At 62.3% G+C, this 16,806-nt stretch carries 12 protein-coding genes and 4 pseudogenes; 5 read left to right on the forward strand and 11 right to left on the reverse strand.

The features are described from left to right. The 4 pseudogenes from VG320_RS15870 to VG320_RS31200 all read right to left on the reverse strand — a co-directional run. Positions 1–1,088 (reverse strand): annotated as a pseudogene (locus VG320_RS15870) (hypothetical protein); the annotation flags it as partial. A 12-nt stretch (positions 1,089–1,100) separates the two neighbouring features. Further along, positions 1,101–1,733 (reverse strand): annotated as a pseudogene (locus VG320_RS31195) (ESPR-type extended signal peptide-containing protein); the annotation flags it as partial. 841 nt (positions 1,734–2,574) lie between these two features. Next, positions 2,575–3,783: pseudogene (locus tag VG320_RS15875) on the reverse strand (PLP-dependent aminotransferase family protein); the annotation flags it as partial. Between the two features lie 177 nt (positions 3,784–3,960). After that, positions 3,961–4,248: pseudogene (locus VG320_RS31200) on the reverse strand (GntR family transcriptional regulator); the annotation flags it as partial. A 122-nt stretch (positions 4,249–4,370) separates the two neighbouring features. On the opposite strand from VG320_RS31200, the gene gabT reads away from it, so the two are divergent. Then, on the forward strand, positions 4,371–5,663 hold the full coding sequence (gabT, locus tag VG320_RS15880; RefSeq protein ID WP_103703071.1) for a 4-aminobutyrate--2-oxoglutarate transaminase: 1,293 nt from the start codon (positions 4,371–4,373) through the stop codon (positions 5,661–5,663). A gap of 124 nt (positions 5,664–5,787) precedes the next feature. Next, positions 5,788–7,239: an NADP-dependent succinate-semialdehyde dehydrogenase gene (gene gabD, locus VG320_RS15885; RefSeq protein WP_327201045.1), complete on the forward strand. Its 1,452-nt coding sequence runs from the start codon at positions 5,788–5,790 to the stop codon at positions 7,237–7,239. Between the two features lie 104 nt (positions 7,240–7,343). Here gabD and VG320_RS15890 read toward each other — a convergent pair whose 3' ends face one another. The 6 genes from VG320_RS15890 to cyoA form a co-directional block, all read right to left on the reverse strand. Further along, the gene (locus tag VG320_RS15890) at positions 7,344–7,958 is read right to left on the reverse strand and encodes a hypothetical protein (protein ID WP_327201046.1); all 615 of its coding nucleotides are present in this window, start codon (positions 7,956–7,958) and stop codon (positions 7,344–7,346) included. 295 nt (positions 7,959–8,253) lie between these two features. After that, complete coding sequence (pcaF, locus tag VG320_RS15895; protein WP_327201047.1) at positions 8,254–9,456, reverse strand: 3-oxoadipyl-CoA thiolase; 1,203 nt, start codon at positions 9,454–9,456, stop codon at positions 8,254–8,256. A gap of 309 nt (positions 9,457–9,765) precedes the next feature. After that, positions 9,766–10,086 carry a cytochrome o ubiquinol oxidase subunit IV gene (gene cyoD / locus VG320_RS15900; protein ID WP_327201048.1) on the reverse strand — a complete coding sequence of 107 codons (321 nt, stop codon included), beginning with the start codon at positions 10,084–10,086 and terminating at the stop codon, positions 9,766–9,768. Beyond that, positions 10,087–10,698, reverse strand: a complete 612-nt coding sequence (gene cyoC / locus VG320_RS15905) for a cytochrome o ubiquinol oxidase subunit III (protein WP_327201049.1) — start codon at positions 10,696–10,698, stop codon at positions 10,087–10,089. It abuts the gene before it with no gap. Positions 10,699–10,701: 3 nt separating this feature from the next. Further along, positions 10,702–12,705: a cytochrome o ubiquinol oxidase subunit I gene (gene cyoB / locus VG320_RS15910; protein ID WP_327201050.1), complete on the reverse strand. Its 2,004-nt coding sequence runs from the start codon at positions 12,703–12,705 to the stop codon at positions 10,702–10,704. A gap of 6 nt (positions 12,706–12,711) precedes the next feature. Continuing rightward, on the reverse strand, positions 12,712–13,605 hold the full coding sequence (gene cyoA, locus VG320_RS15915) for a ubiquinol oxidase subunit II (protein WP_327201051.1): 894 nt from the start codon (positions 13,603–13,605) through the stop codon (positions 12,712–12,714). A 622-nt stretch (positions 13,606–14,227) separates the two neighbouring features. Between cyoA and VG320_RS15920 the strand changes: the two genes are divergently transcribed. The 3 genes from VG320_RS15920 to VG320_RS15930 all read left to right on the forward strand — a co-directional run bounded on the left by VG320_RS15920 (position 14,228) and on the right by VG320_RS15930 (position 16,093). Beyond that, positions 14,228–15,052, forward strand: coding sequence for an IclR family transcriptional regulator (locus tag VG320_RS15920; RefSeq protein ID WP_327201052.1), 825 nt, complete (start codon positions 14,228–14,230; stop codon positions 15,050–15,052). A 91-nt stretch (positions 15,053–15,143) separates the two neighbouring features. After that, positions 15,144–15,680, forward strand: a complete 537-nt coding sequence (locus VG320_RS15925; RefSeq protein ID WP_327201053.1) for a helix-turn-helix transcriptional regulator — start codon at positions 15,144–15,146, stop codon at positions 15,678–15,680. Then, positions 15,677–16,093, forward strand: coding sequence for a VOC family protein (locus VG320_RS15930; RefSeq protein WP_327201054.1), 417 nt, complete (start codon positions 15,677–15,679; stop codon positions 16,091–16,093). The genes VG320_RS15925 and VG320_RS15930 overlap by 4 nt, the downstream gene beginning before the upstream one ends. Before the next feature lie 41 nt (positions 16,094–16,134). Here the strand turns inward: VG320_RS15930 and VG320_RS15935 are convergent. Continuing rightward, on the reverse strand, positions 16,135–16,806 hold a 672-nt coding region (locus tag VG320_RS15935; protein WP_327201055.1), incomplete at its 5' end, for a LysR substrate-binding domain-containing protein.

Consider the following 16,806-nt stretch of genomic DNA (forward strand, 5'->3'; position numbering starts at 1 on the left):
TTCACTGCGTCGAAGCTCGATGCGTTCACCGCACCGGCTGCCACGTTGTGCAGCGCCACCGGCGTGGTCGAGCCAACACCGCCCAGCGTCACCGAAGCGTGTGCCGACGAGTCGTACATCACCGCATCGGCCATTGCGCCAGCCATATTCGTGATATCGCCCTGCAGGTTCGAGATGTCGGTCGTGTTTTTCGTCACACGGCTGTCCAGGTTCGTCACCGCACCTGCAACGCTGTTAAACGTGCTGCCACCGATGCTGTACGTCGGCGCCGAGATCGAGCCGTCGCTGTTCACCGTCGAGCCGCCGCCAATTGCGCTGGCCGTCGAGCTGGCCACGTTATACAGCTGCGAGCCGTTCACTGCGTCGAAGCTCGATGCGTTCACCGCACCGGCTGCCACGTTGTGCAGCGCCACCGGCGTGGTCGAGCCAACACCGCCCAGCGTCACCGAAGCGTGTGCCGACGAGTCGTACATCACCGCATTGGCCATTGCGCCAGCCATATTCGTGACGTCGCCTTGCAGGTTCGAGATGGCGCTCGTGTTCTTCGCGATGTCGCTCGTGTTCTGTGCGACTTGCGTGTTCGTTGCGTACAGCTGCGAGCCATTCACCGCATCGTAGCTCGATGCGCTCAGCGCACCAGCCGCCACATTGTGCAGCGCCACCGGCGTGGTCGAGCCAACACCGCCCAGCGTCACCGAAGCGTGTGCCGACGAGTCGTACATCACCGCATCGGCCATCGTCCCGGCCATATTCGTGACGTCGCCTTGCAGGTTCGAAATGGCGCTCGTGTTTTGCGCGATGTTCGTCGTGTTTTGCGCGATGCTCGTCGTGTTCTGCGCGATGTCGCTCGTGTTTTGAGTAACCTTCGTGTTCGTTGCGTACAACTGCGAACCGTTCACCGCGTCCGTGCTGGAGGCCGTAATCTGGCCCGCTGCCACGTTCGTGATGGTGCGCTCGGCGCCTGCCGAACCCACGCTCACCGTGCCCACCGGTGCAGTGCCCGCGTAGTTATATGTCGTGCCGCCAATTACGCCGCTCGACGTGCCCACCGCAGCAGTGTTCGCTACGGAGTTGCCACCCAGGGCCACGGAATTAGCTGCATCTACCGAAGCCATGTAGCCAATGGCTACGCTGTTATTTGCATTGGTTGTGGTAACCGCACTGTTGCCAAGGGCTAAGCTCGTGTAGCCGGCGGCATTCGATTTTCCGCCCAAAGCGGTTGCCCCCGCCCCCGACGCAACAGCTTGAACCCCCGCTGCCAAGCTCGAATTCGCGCTGGCGACTGCGTTGATACCCAGCGCCGTGGCGTAGCTACCCGACGCCGTCGCGTTGGTACCGAATGCCGAGGCTGAAAAGGCCGATGCCGTCGCTCCAGAACCGATGCTGGTGGTAAATCCGTCAGATGCCAACGCCTGGTAGCCGATCGCAACATCACCCTGCCCCGTGGCGCTGGCTTTGTTACCCAACGCCGTTGCGCCCAATGTCCAGCCGTAATAATTAGTAGCGTTCCCGGCCGCATAAGCCCCGTCACCCACGGCGGTATCCACGGTCGTGACTGCATTAGCGCCTGTGCCGGCTACGTAGGCAGATGCTTGCGAGGCCGCACCAAGCGCGGCGAGAGCGACAACAATCACCTTACAGTTTGTGCCCTTGGATCTGGCCTTCGCGGTTTCGGCCGCAGCAACCCAAGTACCTGTGACTTTGTTCCAGACAGAACGATAAGTTTTATTCATTTTGCAATCCTTAGTAATGTTTAAACTTCACGACGCTTGATTTGGAAATTCAGTTTCGGACGAGAGCTTAGCCAGACTGGCTCTTGACTATTCGAGCCTCACCGGGCAACGACCCGGATAACCGCTTCCATCAGAAGATCAATCGAAACCGGTGACCGCCCGAATCTCAAGACCTAGTTTGCCGTCAGACTGATCCTTAATCGATCGAACGATTTCTATTCTGGAAAATCGCTTTTCCTCGTGGCGGCATGTGTCTTTCAGGGCGGATCACACCGAAACATCAGGAGAATCCGACCAACTACGCGGTCAAATTCGCGTTCGACGCACTCGACAAAGGACTCACCGTCGCAAGACAGATCCCGTGATGTTCGCTAACTATCCGCCAGCTTTGGGGCATGCAAAAACGCGCGACGCGCGACGGCATGAGAGGCAGATGCTAGTTAAGGAAACCGCTTGGACACATAAGACGATTCTTAATTAATGCCCAAAATCAGACGAAGAAAATGAGAATCATCTGAAATAGTTAAATTAATTAACGGACGATTTTAAGATCACGCCGCAACGGCGAAGACGTTCGCTTTTGTCGCAAGAAAGCGTCATGCGGGAAGAGATGGGTAGAGCGGAAGGTATTGGCGATCTGCTAATTTGGCCGTCGTACGCCGGCCCACCCTCGGCAGGAAATGCGGGTGGCAGGGTTGCGCGCTATTCCGGGACGCCCATCGCTGGGTCGCCATTGCGCAGGGGATCGGAGACAGGCCGTGTGGCGAGAGATGCAGGTGCAGGTTTGCCGCGCTCGAAGTGTGGGGCGGCGCCGATTCGGCGATGAGCGCCCCGCAATCGCTTACCGGAAAGCGGGTAGGGTCGTATCGATCGCCTCGGCAAGCGTTTCAAACGCAGGCGCGATCTCCTCATCGGGCACGCAGGCATAGCCGATCAACAAACCCGGGTTCGCCCGCTCGCGAGACGAGTAATAACCCGAAAGCGGCCGCACCACGATATTGCGCGCAAGCGCGGCTTCAGCCACCGCGCGGTCTTCACTGCCCTCGGGTAGTTGCATCACGACGTGCAGGCCCGCGTCGCCGCCCATGGCGGGCAACGCGTCGCCGTATCGGCGCGAAACGGCGTCGAGCAGCACCTGGCGGCGCTGCCCATAAAGCGCCCGCATCTTGCGAATATGCGAAGTGAAATGCCCTTCGGCGATAAATTCCGCCAGCACGGCCTGTTGCAATAGCTGCCCTTCCCGATAAAGCTCAGCACTCGCAGTAGCAAAACTTTCCGCAAGCGGCTCAGGCGCCACCAGATATCCCACGCGCAGCCCCGGAAACAGCGTCTTTCCAAAGCTCCCCACATAAATCACCTGCCCTGCCGTATCGAGCCCCTGCAACGACGCAAGCGGCCGGCTGCCATAACGAAACTCGCTGTCGTAATCGTCCTCGATGATCCAGCATTGATTCTGCCGCGCGTATTCGAGCAATACGCGGCGGCGCGCAAGACTCATCACCATCCCGAGCGGGTATTGATGCGAAGGCGTCACAAGGATCAGCTTCGGCGGCGGCGCGGCGAAATCGGCAGCAGATGGATTGATGCCTTCGCTATCCACCGCAATCGGGCGTGGCTTGAGCCCCGAAACGTGCAGCACGCTACGCACGCCCCAATAACAGGGATCTTCGGTCCAGATCGTGTCGCCCGGATCGGACAGCAGTCGCACGGCAAGATCGACAGACTGGTGGATGCCGGTCGTGATGATGATCTGCTCGGGCGAGCAGCGCACCGAACGCGAAGTGCGCAGATAGTCCGCCAGCACGTGACGCAGCAAGGCAAGTCCGCCGCCCGGCGCGTAGGTCAGCAGATCGGGCCGCAGCGTGCGCCAGTATTTGTTGTGCAGGCGCGTCCAGATGCGTGCAGGAAAGCGCGAGACATCCGGCACACCGGGCATGAACGCGCCGCCCTGGCGTTTCGAAACCCCCGCTCCCGCGATCAGACGCGCGCCACGCGCGGAAAGCGCGCGCGCGGCCGGCCGGTGCGGCTGAGATGGTTGGGTCAGCGGCGGTTGGCTTGGGTCGTCGTCGCGCAGGTTGGTGGCAATGACCGACGGCGGCCGCTCTAGCGGCACATCCACCGCCAGCGCCTCGCCAATCTGGCTGTTAGTTGCAACAAGTGCGAATTGGCTCGCAATGGAACCTGATTTACTCGGGGTTTTCACTAATTCGATAGAGCCAATTTCCGCCGCTCCGACGATTTCGTCGGGCGATGTATCGGCCACGAAGGTGCCGCGCCCGGTCGCCGACGTGACATAGCCTTCGAGCACCAATTGCTCGTAAACCTGCGTCACCGTATTGCGCGCGATCCCCAGCTCCGCCGCCAGAAGCCGCGAGGACGGGACTCGCGCGCCCGCCGGCAGTTCGCGCGAGTGGATCGCCTGCTGAAGCAGCCGGTGCAATTGCCGGTACACGGGCTGGCCGCTGCCGCGCTCGAGCCGCTGGGCCAGCCAGTCGGACAGGACACTCGCTCGCATGAAATTGGCTCCTAAAGATTGCACTGAATGGCTCTGAATTTTAGAGCCAAACGTGAGTATAGTCGCGGCATGGACTGCTTGCCGGTCCACCAACCAACCTCAGAACCGAAAGCATCAAGGAGATGAACGTGAGCAAGAACGCCGATCTGCAGAGCCGCAAGGACGCCATTACCCCGCGCGGCGTGGGCGTGATGTGCAACTTCTACGCCGAACGCGCCGAAAACGCGGAACTGTGGGACGTCGAAGGCCGCCGCTTCATCGACTTCGCCGCCGGTATCGCCGTGTGCAACACGGGCCATCGCCATCCGAAGATCGTCGCCGCCATTAAGGCGCAGCTCGACCAGTTCACGCACACCGCTTACCAGATCGTCCCCTACGAGTCGTACGTCTCGCTGGCCGAGAAGGTCGCGCAACGCGCTCCGGGCAGCTTCGCGAAGAAGGCCGCGTTCTTCACGACCGGCGCTGAAGCCGTCGAAAACGCTGTCAAGATCGCGCGCGCATCGACGGGCCGTCCGGGCGTGATCGCCTTCGCAGGCGGCTTCCACGGCCGCACGATGATGGGTATGGCGCTCACCGGCAAGGTCGCACCGTACAAGCTGAACTTCGGCCCGTTCCCGGCTGACGTCTACCACGCTCCGTACCCCAACTCGGTTCACGGCATCAGCACGGCTGACTCGCTCAAGCACATCGAGATGCTGTTCAAGGCCGACATCGATCCGAAGCGCGTCGCCGCGATCATCTTCGAACCGGTTCAGGGCGAAGGCGGCTTCTACCAGGCACCGGCTGACTTCGTGCGCGGCCTGCGCAAGATCTGCGACACGCACGGCATCCTGCTGATCGCCGACGAAGTGCAAACCGGCTTCGCACGTACCGGCAAGCTGTTCGCGATGGAGCACTACGACGTCGCGCCGGACCTGATGACGATCGCCAAGAGCCTCGCTGGCGGCATGCCGCTGTCGGGCGTGGTCGGCCGCGCGGAAGTCATGGACGCGGCAGCGCCGGGCGGTCTGGGCGGCACGTACGCCGGCAACCCGCTGGCCGTTGCTTCGGCGCACGCGGTCATCGAGATCATCGAAGAAGAAAAGCTCTGCGAGCGCGCCACGAAACTGGGCGACAAGATCAAGGCCAAGCTCAACGCGATGAAGGCCGAAGTGCCGCAAATCGCCGATGTGCGCGGTCCGGGCGCGATGAACGCGGTCGAATTCTGCAAGCCGGGCACCAATGAAGCCGACGCCGACTTCACCAAGCGCGTGCAAACCGCCGCGCTGAACCGCGGCCTGCTGCTGCTCGTGTGCGGCGTGTACTCGAACGTCGTGCGCTTCCTGTTCCCGCTGACGATCCAGGAAAACGTCTTCGACGAAGCCCTCGCGATCCTCGAAGAGTCGATCAAGGAAGCCGTGGGCGTGCCGGCTTAAGCCTCGGCACCAAGCACTTACAAGGACCCGCCGCGCGCGGGTCATCCACGAAACGGCACACCGGCGCTTGCCGCTGTGCCGTTCGTCGTTTCGAATCGAATTGAAGCCTGTCGGGAGTTCACGCATGAACCTGAAAGACGCATCGCTGCTCAAGAACGCCGCCTATATCAACGGCGAATGGCAAGGCGCCGAAGACGGCGCCACGCTCGACGTGGTCAACCCCGCCACTGGCGCGCTGATCGGCACGGTGCCGCGCATGGGCGCCGCCGAAACGCGCCGCGCGATCTCCGCCGCGAACGCCGCCTGGCCCGCATGGCGCGCGAAGACCGCGAAGGAGCGCAGCGTGATCCTGCGCAAGTGGCACGATCTGATGATGGCAAACGCCGACGACCTCGCGCTGATCCTCACGACCGAGCAAGGCAAGCCGCTCGCCGAAGCGAAGGGCGAAATCGGCTATGCCGCTTCGTTCCTCGAATGGTTCGCGGAAGAAGGCAAGCGCGTCTACGGCGACACCATCCCGACGCCCGCCAACGACAAGCGCATTGTCGTGACGAAGGAAGCGATCGGCGTGTGCGCCGCGATCACGCCGTGGAACTTCCCCGCCGCGATGATCACGCGCAAGGTTGGCCCCGCGCTCGCAGCAGGCTGCCCGATCGTGCTCAAGCCCGCTGAAGCCACGCCGTTCTCGGCCCTCGCGCTGGCCGTGCTGGCCGAACGCGCAGGCGTGCCGGCAGGCGTGTTCAGCGTCGTCACCGGCGACCCGAAGGCCATCGGCGGCGAACTGACAAGCAACCCGATCGTGCGCAAGCTCTCGTTCACCGGCTCGACGCCGGTGGGCCGTCTGCTGATGAGCCAGTGCGCCGCGACCGTCAAGAAAGTCTCGCTCGAACTGGGCGGCAACGCGCCGTTCATCGTGTTCGACGATGCCGATATCGACGCCGCAGTCGCGGGCGCAATCGCCTCGAAGTACCGCAACAGCGGCCAGACCTGCGTCTGCACCAACCGCTTCTACGTGCACGACGCCGTGTACGACACGTTCGCCGCCAAGCTGCGCGACGCGGTGGAAAAGCTCAAGGTGGGCTTTGGCACGGAAGCCGGCGTGACGCAAGGCCCGCTCATCAACGAAGCGGCCGTGCTGAAGGTGGAATCGCACATCGAAGACGCGCTCGGCAAGGGTGCGCAGGTGCTGACGGGCGGCAAGCGCCACGCGCTCGGCCACGGCTTCTTCGAGCCGACCATCCTCACGGGCGTCACGCCCGCGATGAAGGTCGCCCGCGACGAAACCTTCGGCCCGCTCGCGCCGCTGTTCCGCTTCTCGTCGGATGAAGAAGTGATCAAGATGGCCAACGATACCGAATTCGGTCTGGCCGCTTACTTCTACAGCCGCGATATCGGCCGGGTCTGGCGTGTAGCGGAAGCGCTCGAATACGGCATGGTGGGCATCAACACCGGCCTGATCTCGAACGAAGTCGCACCGTTCGGCGGCGTGAAGCAATCGGGTCTGGGCCGTGAAGGCTCGCACTACGGTATCGACGACTACGTCGTCATCAAGTACCTGTGCATGGCGGGCATGTAAGCCGCCAGACGAACGACGGGCGCCGCCGAATACTTCGAGGGCGCCCGCTGCGGATCGTCGGACAAGCCGGCGCGTGGCGAAACACTTCGCTGCGCGCCGGTTTTTTATTGCGTCGCGCCGACCGGCGTGACCTGGGTAGCGTAGGCCGAGACAAACACGGCGTGGATCGTGTCGCCGACCTTGAGCGATTTGAGATCGATGTCGGGCGTGGCTTCGACGGTGACGGTCTGATACGCGCCGCGCAGCGTGACTTCACGCTTCTTCACGTTGATATGCTGGACGGTGGCCTGCACCTCGACCTGACGCGCCGCGTCATAGCCCGACGAAGCCGGCAGATAAACGTTGGTATCGACGCGCTTGCGAATGCCCTTCTCCTTGCCCGTGACCTTGTCGGCGGTCACGAGAAGCGCGTTTTTGTAAAGCACATCGACGGTATCGCCGACGTTCAGCTGATCGAAGGTGCTGACCTGCTGGCTCAATGCGACGTCTATGTCATTGCCGCGCGGACCGCGCAGCGTGACGACACGCGAACCGCGATCGATGGCGATGATTTTGGCCGTGACGTGAACCGGCTGAGCATTGGCGATCACCGATTGCGCCTGGCTTGCCAACGCCGATTGTTGAGGTGCCGAAGCGGGTTGAGCGCCTTGCGCGAAAGACACCTGTGAAACGCCAATTCCCACCATCAGTGCTGCGATCAAAACAGATGCTTTCTTCATATTCGTTCCGCTCCTTGCGGTAAATTCGATTCGCTTGATTAATCAGGTACTGAACCGATGTGCGAGCGATTCTACGCGGGAGAATGAAGCTCAGTCTGCTAGATGCCGCTGAGTTTGATCGAGATTAGTCGCCTTGAATTTGAAATATTTTGTTGAAAATTGTTTGGCGATTGTTAATGAAACGCTCGCCGCGATTGTTGCGTATTGTTAAATCCAGCAACACGATCCGGGGAAACAATAAAAAAGCCGCGGGTCCGAAACAGACCCGCGGCTTCATCGAAACGATCTATGCAAATTAAACGCGCTCGATCGCGATGGCAATGCCTTGACCAACGCCGATACACATCGTGCACAGCGCATAGCGGCCGCCGGTACGATGCAGCTGATACATCGCAGTCGTCACCAGACGCGCGCCGCTCATGCCCAGCGGGTGGCCCAGCGCAATCGCGCCGCCGTTCGGATTGACACGGGGATCGTCGTCCGCAACACCCAGCATGCGCAGCACCGCCAGACCTTGCGAAGCGAACGCCTCATTGAGTTCGATCACGTCGAACTGGTCGATCGTCATACCCAGACGCGCGAGCAGCTTCTGCGTCGCCGGGCCCGGGCCAATGCCCATGACGCGCGGCGCGACGCCTGCCGTTGCCATGCCGATCACGCGCGCGCGCGGCGTCAGGCCAAAGCGCCTGGCGTTTTCTTCGTTGGCGAGCAGCAGCGCGCATGCGCCGTCGTTCACGCCCGATGCATTGCCGGCCGTGACCGAACCGTCCTGCCCGACAACACCCTTGAGTCTGGCCAGCGCTTCGAGCGAGGTCTCACGCGGATGTTCGTCGCGCGACACCACCAGCGGATCGCCCTTCTTCTGCGCGATGCTGACCGAAACGATTTCCTGCGCCAGCGTGCCATCGGCAATCGCGCGTGCGGCCTTCTGCTGGCTGCGCACTGCGAAGGCATCCTGATCGGCGCGGCTGATGTTGTAATCGACTGCGACGTTTTCAGCCGTTTCCGGCATCGAATCGACGCCGTATTGCTGCTTCATCAGCTTGTTGACGAAGCGCCAGCCGATCGTCGTGTCATAGATCGCGGCGTCGCGCGCGAAGGCCGTGTTGGCCTTGCCCATCACGAACGGCGCGCGGCTCATGCTTTCCACACCGCCGGCAATCATCAGACCGATTTCGCCCGACTTGAGCGCGCGCGCGGCGATGCCCACGGCGTCCATGCCCGAACCGCACAGACGATTGACGGTCGAGCCCGGCACGGCCTGCGGCAGGCCCGCCAGCAGCGACGACATGCGCGCGACGTTACGGTTGTCTTCGCCCGCCTGGTTCGCACAGCCGTAGATCACGTCGTCGATCGCCGACCAGTCCACTTCCGTGTTGCGCTCCATGAGCGCCTTGAGCGGCACCGCGCCCAGATCGTCAGCGCGAACTTGTGCGAGGGCGCCCGCGTAGCGGCCGATCGGCGTGCGAATTGCGTCGCAGATGAATGCTTCCGTCATCAGAGTCTCCTGTCGATTGCGCGCGCTGTATGAAAGTCGGACGCAATCCCATGCTAAACCGGTTGGGATCGACGGACTGCGCGGGCGAAGAATGAGGTATCGAACGCGCACGTCCTCGTGCGTTTTGTTCGACCTACGAACTCATGGTCGATAATCGAACATTTGGCGCCCATGATAGGCGTCGCGGCGCGCGAGTGTCAAGCAGGGGTATCCGCAGGTTGGGCGGGAGACCAGCGGTAGAAATGACGGCGGCCGCGCGAGATGGGAATCTCGCACGGCCGCCGTATCCATCCGAACAAATCAGACGACTTATCGCGACATCATATTCATGCTGACGTTATGCATGACCCAGATGGTGCCGAAGATCAAAAACGCAGCCGCCAGCACCGTATAGGCAAGAGACAGCACATTCCAGCCCTGCCCCGGCGAGGCGTTCAGGTGCAGGAAAAACACCAGATGGACAACCACCTGCACAAAGGCAAGCACTGCGAGGATCGCCATGCCGGTGCCAGGCCCAACCGCGCCGTGCATCACGATACCGAACGCGCCTGCGGTCAGCAGCACGGAGAGGATGAAGCCCGCAGCGTAGCTGCCGAGGGAACCATGGGCTTCGCTATGAGAATGAGCCATTTAGAGCACGCTCCCGAGATAGACAAAAGTAAACACGCAGATCCACACCACGTCCAGAAAGTGCCAGAAGAGGCTCAGGCAGGTCAGGCGGCGCACTTCGCGCTCGTCGAGTTGCGGGCGGCGCACCACCTGGATCATCAGCACGATCATCCAGACGAGACCGAAAAACACGTGCAGACCGTGCGTGCTGACCAGCACGAAGAACGACGAAAGAAACGCGCTGCGCTGCGGCCCAGCGCCATCGGCGATCAGGTGCGAGAACTCGCGCAGTTCGAGCACGAGGAACAGCACGCCCAGGACAAAGGTGACCGCAAGCCACCCAAGCACCGCGCCGCTCTTGCGCTGCTGCGCGCCAAGCATCGCGAAGCCATAAGTGATGCTCGAGAGCAGCAGCACGGCGGTTTCGACCGCCACGCCGCCGATATCGAACAGATCCTTGCCCGTCGGGCCGCCCGCGTACTGATGTGCAAGCACGCCGAAGGTCGCGAACAGCGACGCGAACAGGATGCAGTCCGTCATCAGGTACACCCAGAAGCCGAACACGGAGTTCGACGGCGGATGATCGTGATGATCGAAGTCGGCAAGCGTTGCCGTATTGGTTTTCTGTAGCATGGCTTAGGCCTCCAGTTCCGCCAGTTCGCGCTTGACGGCAACCGTCGCGCGATGGCGCTTCTCTTCGATCTCGCGAACCTTCGCGGCCGGAATGTAATAGCCGTCGTCGTCGCTGAAGCTGCGCAAGGCGATCGTCACGACGATGGCTGCGAACGCCAGCGCGGCCAGCCACACGATATGCCACACGCCCGCGAAGCCCAGCGCCAGGCTGAACATGCCGACGAAGAAGCCCGCCGACGTGTTCGACGGCATATGAATGTCGGTGTACTTCGCCGCGAGACCCAGACCGCGGCCCGTTTCCTTCATGTGCGTGAAGGCGTCGATTTCCTGCACCTGCGGGATGACCGCGAAGTTATAGACCGCCGGCGGCGACGACGTCGCCCATTCGAGCGTACGGCCGTCCCACGGATCGCCGGTGATGTCCTGGCATTCCGCCTTGTTGCGATTGACGAACGCCATCACCCATTGCAGCACCTGGAACACGATGCCCACGGCGATGATCGCCGCGCCAATGGCGGCCACGACAAAATACGGCTGCCAGGCGGGGTTGTCGTAGTGGTTCAGGCGGCGCGTCGCGCCCATGAAGCCCAGCACGTAAAGCGGCACGAACGCCACGTAGAAGCCGACGAACCAGCACCAGAACGACGCCTTGCCAAGCTTTTCGCTGGGCTTGAGGCCGAACACCTTCGGGAACCAGTAGTGCAGGCCCGCGAGATAGCCGAACACCACGCCGCCAATAATCGCGTTGTGGAAGTGAGCGATCAGGAACAGCGAGTTGTGCAGCACGAAGTCCGCGCCCGGGATCGCCATCATCACGCCGGTCATGCCGCCGATCGAGAACGTCACCATGAAGCCAATCGTCCAGAGCACCGGCGCGGTGAACTGAATGCGGCCGCGATACATCGTGAACAGCCAGTTGAAGATCTTCACGCCCGTGGGGATGGCGATGACCATGGTCATGATGCCGAAGAACGCGTTGACGTCGGCGCCCGAACCCATCGTGAAGAAGTGATGCAGCCACACCAGGAAGGCCAGCACCATGATCGCGCACGAGGCGTAGACCATCGTCTTGTAGCCGAACAGCGGCTTCTTCGAGAACGTGGCCATCACTTCCGAATAGATGCCGAACGCAGGCAGCACGAGGATGTACACCTCGGGGTGGCCCCAGGCCCAGATCAGGTTCAGATACAGCATGACGTTGCCGCCGCCGTCGTTCGTGAAGAAGTGTGTGCCGACGTAACGGTCGAAGCCCAGCAGCGCGAGCGCGATCGTGAGGATCGGGAACGTGGCCATGATGAGCACGTTCGAGCAGAGCGCCGTCCACGTGAACACCGGCATCTTCATGAGGCTCATGCCCGGCGCGCGCATCTTCAGAATGGTGACGAAGAAGTTGATGCCGGTGATGAGCGTGCCCACGCCCGACAACTGCAGCGACCAGATGTAGTAATCGACCCCCACGCCCGGACTGAACTGCAGTTCCGAAAGCGGCGGATACGCGAGCCAGCCCGTTTGCGCGAACTCGCCGACCACCAGCGACAGATTGATGAGGATCGCGCTGATCGCCGTCATCCAGAACGAGAGCGAGTTCAGGAACGGGAACGCCACGTCGCGCGCGCCGATCTGCAGCGGCACGACGAGGTTGAACAGCCCGACCATGAGCGCCATCGCCATGAAGAAGATCATGATGACGCCGTGCGCCGAAAAGATCTGGTCATAGTGATGCGGCGGCAAATAGCCCGGCGCGTCGAAGGCGATGGCCTGCTGGATGCGCATCATCACGGCGTCGGCAAAACCGCGCACGAGCATGAGCACCGCCACGATGATGTACATCAGGCCGATGCGCTTGTGGTCCACGCTCGTGAGCCATTCGGTCCAGATGTACTTCCATTTGCCGGTCACGGTCACAAGACCGAGCACGGCGACCACGATCAGAGCCATGAACGCCGCGGCGCCCATGATGATCGGCTGATCGAACGGGATCGCCTCTAAGGTGAGTTTTCCGAACATGACTGCTTACCCCTTGGTCACGCACGACGGGTCATTGAAGTCCGTGACGTGGCCGTTGTTGTACTTCGCGATGATGTTGTTGAAGAGCTTCGGATCGACGGTCGAGAAGTACTGCACCGGCGCCTTCTCGGTCGGCTGTGCGACGCCCGCGTATTCGTCCATCGACAGGCCGTCGCGCGAGGCCTTGACCTTCTGCACCCACGCGTCGAAATCCTGCTGGCTGGTAGCGAGCGTGCGGAACTTCATGTCCGAGAAGCCCTTGCCGCTGTAGTTGGCCGAAATGCCTTCGTAGTTGCCGGCTTCGTCCGCGACCAGATGCAGGCGCGTCTGCATGCCCGCCATGGCGTAGACCTGGGTGCCAAGCTGCGGGATGAAGAACGAGTTCATCACCGAATCCGACGTGATGCGGAAGTTGACCGGCGTGCCCACCGGCACCGCCAGCTGGTTCACCGTGGCGATGCCCAGGTCCGGATAGATGAACAGCCACTTCCAGTCGAGCGCGACGACTTCGACGTTGATGGGCTTGACGTTCGATTCGAGCGGCCGGTAGGGGTCGAGCTCGTGCGTGGTCTTCCAGGTGAGCACGGCGAGGAAGAGGATGATGACGGCCGGGATGGTCCAGACCACCACTTCGATGGCCGTCGAATGCGCCCACTTGGGCGCGTAAGTGGCGTTACGATTGGACGCGCGATAGCGCCAGGCGAAATACAGCGTGAGCAGGATCACGGGCACCACCACGAGCAGCATGGCCCACGTGGCCGTGGCGATGAGGGATTTTTCGGCCACGCCGACGCTGCCCTTGGGGTCGAGCACCGTCAGGTTGCCGCTGCATCCCGCGAGCGTGGCGACGAGCCCGCCGCCGAGGGGGATTAACCACCTTTTGAAGGCTTTTCTCTTCATGTTTGCCTGCTTTTCCGTTTAACCACTTTGAACGCTGCTTTGAACGCCATTACGCACCCGCATTGCAAAAATCGCCATGCAAAATGCACCCGTACCGTTTTTAGCGAAATTCTACGGAAACGACTTATTCAAAATTTGATTTAAGCTAAGGCTTGTCGAGGGCGAACGGCCACATATACCCCGGCGCGACGGAACGACACACATATCTTTCAGTTATCTTTCTGAACGTCGCAACACCCCGCGCGACAAGGCGTCGCAGACAGCAAAAAGTGTTTGCCAGGCGAAAAAACGTGCAAATGAGATCGAACCTTGCGATTGCGGCCGAGGGAAAAAATAGCCGGCGCCGCTGACGCTTAAGTCGATTTAATCGATCAATTCAACGTTAAAATCAGATAATCAAATCATTTACCGATATTCACCCACCTCGTCAACTCAACACCCCCGCAATTCGCTTGCGAAAAATCAAATAGGGCGTTCGGATAAATAGGGCAACGCGCTTGCGTTTTTCACGTCGATGCGCCGCCCTTGCCACCGCGAGCCGGTTGGCGAAACAAAGCGCTTGCGCTATCGTCATGGGTTCCTTTCGCGCCGCCTCCAGCCCTTGATCCGACGCCACGACGCCATGAACCCCGCTACCCGCGCCTTTCCCGCCTCCTCCGACGAGCAGACGGACCTCCCCGAAAAGCCGGGCGACTCCTATGTGCAGTCGTTCGCGCGCGGGCTTTCCGTGATCCGCGCGTTCAACGCCGAGCATCCCGAGCAGACCCTCACCGACGTCGCCGCGGCCACCGGCCTCACGCGCGCCGGCGCGCGGCGCATCCTGCTCACGCTGCAGACGCTTGGCTACGTGGAGGCCGAAGGACGTCTGTTCCGGCTCACGCCCAAGATTCTCGACCTCGGCTTTGCCTATCTGACGTCGATGCCGTTCTGGAATCTGGCCGAACCGGTCATGGAAGCGCTGTCCGGCGAAGTGCACGAAAGCTGCTCGGCGGCCGTGCTCGACCGCACCGAGATCGTCTATGTGCTGCGCGTGCCTACGCACAAGATCATGACGATCAACCTGTCGATCGGCAGCCGCCTGCCGGCTTACTGCACGTCGATGGGTCGCGTGCTGCTGGCGGCGCTCGACGAGGACACGCTCGACGCCACGCTCGGCGCTTCGCCGCTTTACGCGCACACGCCGCGCACCGTGACCGACAAGGACGAGCTCAAGAAGATCATCGCCCAGGTCCGCCAGCAGGGCTGGGCCATCGTCGATCAGGAACTGGAAGGCGGGCTGATCTCGATTTCGGCGCCCATCCGCAACCGCCAGGGTCGCGTGATCGCCGCGATGAACATCAGCGGCAACGCCCAGCGCACCTCGGCAAAACAGATGGTGAAGACTTTCCTGGAGCCGCTGCAGCAGGCGGCCCAGCGCGTTTCGGGGATGGTGGCGCGGCGCACTTGAGGTGCCTGCCTTGGGCGAAGCCAGCGACGGGTTCGGCTTAAACTAGCGGCGCTCGTCCCACATTCGCCCGCCTGCGTGCCGCCCGGCCCCCATGCCCTCTCGCCACGAAAGCAGCACCACCCTCCAGGACCCCGCCCTCTTGCGCCGCCTGCTGCGCGCCCGCGACCGCATCGACGCCGCCTCGCACGAAGCCTGGCCGGTCGCCCGTCTGGCCGAAGTCAGCGGCGTTTCAGAAGCCCATTTCGCGCGCGCCTTCAAGCGCGCTTTCGGCATCCCGCCGCATCGCTATCTGCTGACGCGCCGCATCGAGCAGGCCACCACGCTGCTGCGCGACACCGCGCTGAGCATCACCGAAATCGCCTTTGCGACCGGTTGGGAGAGCCTCGGCACCTTCGGCCGCACGTTTCGCGACATCACCGGCCTGAGCCCCAGCGACGCGCGCCGCCAGGCTCAAGCCGAAGCCGACGCGACCCGGCTCGACCGCGTGCCCGCCTGCGTGCTGAAAGCCGCGCAGCGCCCCGACCTCAAGAGCGCAGTTTTGGAGAAGCGCCGCCGCGAGGCGAACGCTAAAGTCCAGCCATCGACCCGATCGGGTCGACGAGGGAAACCAACGAGGGAGGCAACATGACTGAAGGAATCAACGTCGCAGGCATCTACGTGGACGATCAGGACGCGGCGCTGGCGTTCTACGTCGACAAACTGGGCTTCAAAGTCCACACCGACGTGCGCAACGGCACCTACCGCTGGCTGACGATCCAGCATCCGGATCAGCCGTCGTTCCAGCTCGGGCTGTTCGCGCCGGGGCCGCCGGTCCATGACGAAGCGAGTGCACAGACGCTGCGCGCGATGGTCGCCAAGGGCGCGATGCCGCCGCTCGTGCTGACCGTGGCCGACTGCCGCGCGCGCTACGCCGAATGGAAAGCCAAAGGCGTCGAGTTCACCCAGGAACCGGTGGAGCGCTATGGCAGCATCGACGCGGGTTTCCGCGATCCGGCCGGCAATGGCTGGAAGATGATCCAGGCGGCCAAAGAAGCGTCCTGAACGGAACGCGCGAAGCCGACGTTGATCGACGTTGATCGACGTCAACCCACGTCGGCGAAAACCTGCACCAGCCAGTCCGCGAAGGCGCGCACGCGCAGCGAAAGCTGGCGCGCCTGCGGAAACATCACGGACACCGGCATGGGCGGCGGCGGCTGGTCGGGCAGCACGACGCACAATTCGCCGTTGGCCAGTTGCTCGCGCACGCGGTAGCGCGGCACCTGCACGAGCCCGAGTCCCGCGATGGCGCCCGCCGTGTAAAGCTCCGCACCGTTCACGGCCACCGGTCCCGGCAGCGTGATGTTGCGCACGCCATCGGCCATTGCGAATTCGAGCGGGTGCGCGCGGCCCGTGGCCGGCGAAAGATAGTTGACGGCAAGATGCCCGTCCAGAAGCGCGTCGATCGACGCGGGATCGCCATACTGTTCGAGATACCCGGGACTCGCGACGGTGACCTGTTCGAGCAGCGCGACGCGCCGCGCGATCATCGACGAATCGCTGAGTTCGCCCGCGCGCAGCACGCAGTCGATACCCTCGCGCACGAGATCGACAAAGTGATCGCCCGAGCCGATAAAGAGTTCGATGCGTGGATAGCGCGCGAGAAATTGCGCGAGGCGCGGCATCACGAAATACTGCGCGAGCGTGCCCTGCATGTTCACGCGCAGGCGGCCTTGCGGATCGGTGTCGCGAAAGGCTTCTTCGGTTTCCTCGAGATC

Origin of the sequence: Paraburkholderia sp. (assembly GCF_035948235.1) — a bacterium.
In the GTDB taxonomy this organism is placed as follows: domain Bacteria; phylum Pseudomonadota; class Gammaproteobacteria; order Burkholderiales; family Burkholderiaceae; genus Paraburkholderia.